Origin of the sequence: Streptomyces albus subsp. albus, assembly GCF_000725885.1 — a bacterium.
GTDB classification, from domain to species: domain Bacteria; phylum Actinomycetota; class Actinomycetes; order Streptomycetales; family Streptomycetaceae; genus Streptomyces; species Streptomyces albus.
On sequence record NZ_JODR01000063.1, the window covers coordinates 1 to 4,860 of the forward strand.

Below are 4,860 nucleotides of genomic sequence, written 5' to 3' on the forward strand. Positions count from 1 at the left end.
TACCATCGGCGCTGTAAGGCTTAGCTTCCGGGTTCGGAATGTAACCGGGCGTTTCCCTCACGCTATAACCACCGGAACACGGCGAAACAACACACCGCACCGCTAAAACGGTTCTGGTTGTTGCCTCAGAACCCACACAGTGGACGCGAGCATCTACGGACAAGCCCTCGGCCTATTAGTACCGGTCACCTCCACACGTTACCGTGCAAAGGGGGCGGGAGTCCTCATCTCGAAGCAGGCTTCCCGCTTAGATGCTTTCAGCGGTTATCCTTCCCGAACGTAGCCAACCAGCCATGCCCTTGGCAGAACAACTGGCACACCAGAGGTCCGTCCGTCCCGGTCCTCTCGTACTAGGGACAGCCCTTCTCAAGACTCCAACGCGCGCAGCGGATAGGGACCGAACTGTCTCACGACGTTCTAAACCCAGCTCGCGTACCGCTTTAATGGGCGAACAGCCCAACCCTTGGGACCGACTCCAGCCCCAGGATGCGACGAGCCGACATCGAGGTGCCAAACCATCCCGTCGATATGGACTCTTGGGGAAGATCAGCCTGTTATCCCCGGGGTACCTTTTATCCGTTGAGCGACGGCGCTTCCACAAGCCACCGCCGGATCACTAGTCCCGACTTTCGTCCCTGCTCGACCCGTCAGTCTCACAGTCAAGCTCCCTTGTGCACTTACACTCACCACCTGATGACCAACCAGGCTGAGGGAACCTTTGGGCGCCTCCGTTACCCTTTAGGAGGCAACCGCCCCAGTTAAACTACCCACCAGACACTGTCCCCGATCCGGATCACGGACCCAGGTTAGACATCCAGCACGACCAGAGTGGTATTTCAACAACGACTCCACGAACACTGGCGTGCCCGCTTCACAGTCTCCCACCTATCCTACACAAGCCGAACCGAACACCAATATCAAGCTGTAGTAAAGGTCCCGGGGTCTTTCCGTCCTGCTGCGCGAAACGAGCATCTTTACTCGTACTGCAATTTCACCGGGCCTATGGTTGAGACAGTCAAGAAGTCGTTACGCCATTCGTGCAGGTCGGAACTTACCCGACAAGGAATTTCGCTACCTTAGGATGGTTATAGTTACCACCGCCGTTTACTGGCGCTTAAGTTCTCAGCTTCACCCCACCGAAATGGAGCTAACCGGTCCCCTTAACGTTCCAGCACCGGGCAGGCGTCAGTCCGTATACATCGCCTTACGGCTTCGCACGGACCTGTGTTTTTAGTAAACAGTCGCTTCTCGCTGGTCTCTGCGGCCACCCCCAGCTCACCAAGCACGCTGGATCACCAGAGGAGGCCCCCCTTCTCCCGAAGTTACGGGGGCATTTTGCCGAGTTCCTTAACCATAGTTCACCCGAACGCCTCGGTATTCTCTACCAGACCACCTGAGTCGGTTTAGGGTACGGGCCGCCACACAACTCGCTAGAGGCTTTTCTCGACAGCACAGGATCACCCACTTCACCACAAACGGCTCGGCATCAGGTCTCACCCCTGTAACGGCGCACGGATTTACCTGCACACCGGGCTACACCCTTACCCCGGGACAACCATCACCCGGGCTGGACTACCTCACTGCGTCACCCCATCACTCACCTACTACAAGCTCGGGCCGTCGGCTCCACCAAACCCGCACCGGCAAAGCCGGCACAAGCGGTATCACGGACTTAGCATCACCTGATTCGATGTTTGACGCTGCATAGCGGGTACCGGAATATCAACCGGTTCTCCATCGACTACGCCTGTCGGCCTCGCCTTAGGTCCCGACTTACCCTGGGCAGATCAGCTTGACCCAGGAACCCTTAGTCAATCGGCGCACACGTTTCTCACGCATGTATCGCTACTCATGCCTGCATTCTCACTCGTGAACCGTCCACAACTCGCTTCCACGGCTGCTTCACCCGGCACACGACGCTCCCCTACCCACCCCAGCCCCCGTTAGGAGTACTGCTGGAGTGACACGACTTCGGCGGTGTACTTGAGCCCCGCTACATTATCGGCGCAGAATCACTTGACCAGTGAGCTATTACGCACTCTTTCAAGGATGGCTGCTTCTAAGCCAACCTCCTGGTTGTCTCTGCGACTCCACATCCTTTCCCACTTAGCACACGCTTAGGGGCCTTAGTCGATGCTCTGGGCTGTTTCCCTCTCGACCATGGAGCTTATCCCCCACAGTCTCACTGCCGCGCTCTCACTTACCGGCATTCGGAGTTTGGCTAAGGTCAGTAACCCGGTAAGGCCCATCGCCTATCCAGTGCTCTACCTCCGGCAAGAAACACACGACGCTGCACCTAAATGCATTTCGGGGAGAACCAGCTATCACGGAGTTTGATTGGCCTTTCACCCCTAACCACAGGTCATCCCCCAGGTTTTCAACCCTGGTGGGTTCGGGCCTCCACGACCTCTTACAGCCGCTTCACCCTGCCCATGGCTAGATCACCCCGCTTCGGGTCTTGAACACGCTACTCAACGCCCTCTTCGGACTCGCTTTCGCTACGGCTCCCCCACACGGGTTAACCTCGCAACATGCCGCAAACTCGCAGGCTCATTCTTCAAAAGGCACGCAGTCACGACGTGAAGACCGAAATCTCCACGCGACGCTCCCACGGCTTGTAGGCACACGGTTTCAGGTACTCTTTCACTCCGCTCCCGCGGTACTTTTCACCATTCCCTCACGGTACTATCCGCTATCGGTCACCAGGGAATATTTAGGCTTGACGGGTGGTCCCGCCAGATTCACACAGGATTTCTCGGGCCCCATGCTACTTGGGAAACCCACAAGCGAGTTGCAGATGTTTCAGCTACGGGGGTCTTACCCTCTACGCCAGGCCTTTCGCATGCCCTTCGCCTACACCCACAATTTCTGACTCGCCCAGCCGCCGGCAGACGACTGAAGTGAGCTCCCACAACCCCGCATGCGCAACCCCTGCCGGGTCTCACACACATACGGTTTAGCCTCCTCCGGTTTCGCTCACCACTACTCCCGGAATCACGGTTGTTTTCTCTTCCTACGGGTACTGAGATGTTTCACTTCCCCGCGTTCCCTCCACACCGCCTATACATTCAGCGGCAGGTGACAGCCCATGACGACTGCCGGGTTCCCCCATTCGGACACCCCCGGATCACAGCTCGGTTGACAACTCCCCGGGGCCTATCGCGGCCTCCCACGTCCTTCATCGGTTCCTGGTGCCAAGGCATCCACCGTGCGCCCTTAAAAACTTGGCCACAGATGCTCGCGTCCACTGTGCAGTTCTCAAACAACAACCAGCCACCCACCACCCCGCATGCCCAGCCCAGCCACCACCAGACCCCACCTTCCACACCCCTCAAAAGAGAGGCAGTACTAGCAAAGCCGGCAACCAACCGGACTGAATAGTCAACGTTCCACCCATGAGCAAACCACCGTCAGACACTCGCTGACGCAGTGGCTCTGGCCACCCCGAGGGGCAGCAAGAAGCTCCTTAGAAAGGAGGTGATCCAGCCGCACCTTCCGGTACGGCTACCTTGTTACGACTTCGTCCCAATCGCCAGTCCCACCTTCGACGACTCCCTCCCACCCAATCCGAACTGAGACCGGCTTTTTGAGATTCGCTCCACCTCACGGCATCGCAGCTCATTGTACCGGCCATTGTAGCACGTGTGCAGCCCAAGACATAAGGGGCATGATGACTTGACGTCGTCCCCACCTTCCTCCGAGTTGACCCCGGCAGTCTCCCGTGAGTCCCCAACCTCCCCGAAAGGAGTTGCTGGCAACACAGGACAAGGGTTGCGCTCGTTGCGGGACTTAACCCAACATCTCACGACACGAGCTGACGACAGCCATGCACCACCTGTACACCGACCACAAGGGGGGCCGTATCTCTACGGCTTTCCGGTGTATGTCAAGCCTTGGTAAGGTTCTTCGCGTTGCGTCGAATTAAGCCACATGCTCCGCCGCTTGTGCGGGCCCCCGTCAATTCCTTTGAGTTTTAGCCTTGCGGCCGTACTCCCCAGGCGGGGCACTTAATGCGTTAGCTGCGGCACGGACGACGTGGAATGCCGCCCACACCTAGTGCCCAACGTTTACGGCGTGGACTACCAGGGTATCTAATCCTGTTCGCTCCCCACGCTTTCGCTCCTCAGCGTCAGTATCGGCCCAGAGATCCGCCTTCGCCACCGGTGTTCCTCCTGATATCTGCGCATTTCACCGCTACACCAGGAATTCCAATCTCCCCTGCCGAACTCTAGCCTGCCCGTATCGAATGCAGACCCGGGGTTAAGCCCCGGGCTTTCACATCCGACGCGACAAGCCGCCTACGAGCTCTTTACGCCCAATAATTCCGGACAACGCTCGCACCCTACGTATTACCGCGGCTGCTGGCACGTAGTTAGCCGGTGCTTCTTCTGCAGGTACCGTCACTCGCGCTTCTTCCCTGCTGAAAGAGGTTTACAACCCGAAGGCCGTCATCCCTCACGCGGCGTCGCTGCATCAGGCTTGCGCCCATTGTGCAATATTCCCCACTGCTGCCTCCCGTAGGAGTCTGGGCCGTGTCTCAGTCCCAGTGTGGCCGGTCGCCCTCTCAGGCCGGCTACCCGTCGTCGCCTTGGTAGGCCATCACCCCACCAACAAGCTGATAGGCCGCGGGCTCATCCTGCACCGCCGGAGCTTTCCACACGGAGACCATGCGATCCCGTGTCATATCCGGTATTAGACCCCGTTTCCAGGGCTTGTCCCAGAGTGCAGGGCAGATTGCCCACGTGTTACTCACCCGTTCGCCACTAATCCACCACCGAAGCGGCTTCATCGTTCGACTTGCATGTGTTAAGCACGCCGCCAGCGTTCGTCCTGAGCCAGGATCAAACTCTCCGTGAATGC

At 58.3% G+C, this 4,860-nt stretch carries 3 rRNA genes; all 3 read right to left on the bottom strand.

Going from position 1 to position 4,860, the window contains the following annotated elements:
- Window positions 1-76, bottom strand: a 5S ribosomal RNA gene (gene rrf / locus IO40_RS0132665); the annotation flags it as partial.
- A 79-nt stretch (window positions 77-155) separates the two neighbouring features.
- Window positions 156-3,230: ribosomal RNA gene (locus tag IO40_RS0132670) — 23S ribosomal RNA — on the bottom strand.
- A 240-nt stretch (window positions 3,231-3,470) separates the two neighbouring features.
- Window positions 3,471-4,857: ribosomal RNA gene (locus tag IO40_RS34545) — 16S ribosomal RNA — on the bottom strand.
- Between the last annotated feature and the right edge of the window lie 3 nt (window positions 4,858-4,860).